Origin of the sequence: Streptomyces millisiae, assembly GCF_031845425.1 — a bacterium.
GTDB lineage: Bacteria > Actinomycetota > Actinomycetes > Streptomycetales > Streptomycetaceae > Streptomyces > Streptomyces millisiae.
The window spans coordinates 1-393 of the sequence record NZ_JAVREM010000411.1; the positions used below are offsets into that span (position 1 = coordinate 1).

General features: G+C 33.6%; 1 protein-coding gene. It reads right to left on the bottom strand.

Going from position 1 to position 393, the window contains the following annotated elements; translation table 11 throughout:
* Positions 1 to 131: 131 nt before the first annotated feature.
* Positions 132 to 393, bottom strand: a 262-nt coding sequence (locus tag RNC47_RS37325; protein ID WP_311605323.1) for a hypothetical protein, incomplete at its 5' end; no start/stop codon positions are given.

The following is a 393-nucleotide window of genomic DNA, read 5'->3' on the forward strand; positions in this document are numbered from 1 at the left end:
GTACTTAATGAAAAAAATGTAAAATATTTCAAAGTATTCCTCCTTAACCCCATATTAACTCAGAAAAAATTTAACAATGGAGAAAGTTATATTTCGATTACTATTGATACGCTTGATAATCTTTCTTTATATTATGAAGAGTAAATCATTTTCTCATCCTCAATGTGAATTTTTTGTAATTGGTGCAATTCAACTAAACAGCGGATAAAATGGAAAATATCAACACTGTCAACGAATTCGACTTGCTTATGGTTTAACGCTATGTCCTCTTCTGTGATTGAGGTAAAGACGGTTGGTCCAAGCCCACACTCCATCGTCAGAACAAACCGTCCTTTCTGATAATCAATCACTAACTCATGAATTTCATTGTCGGCACGATAACTTGCCCATATG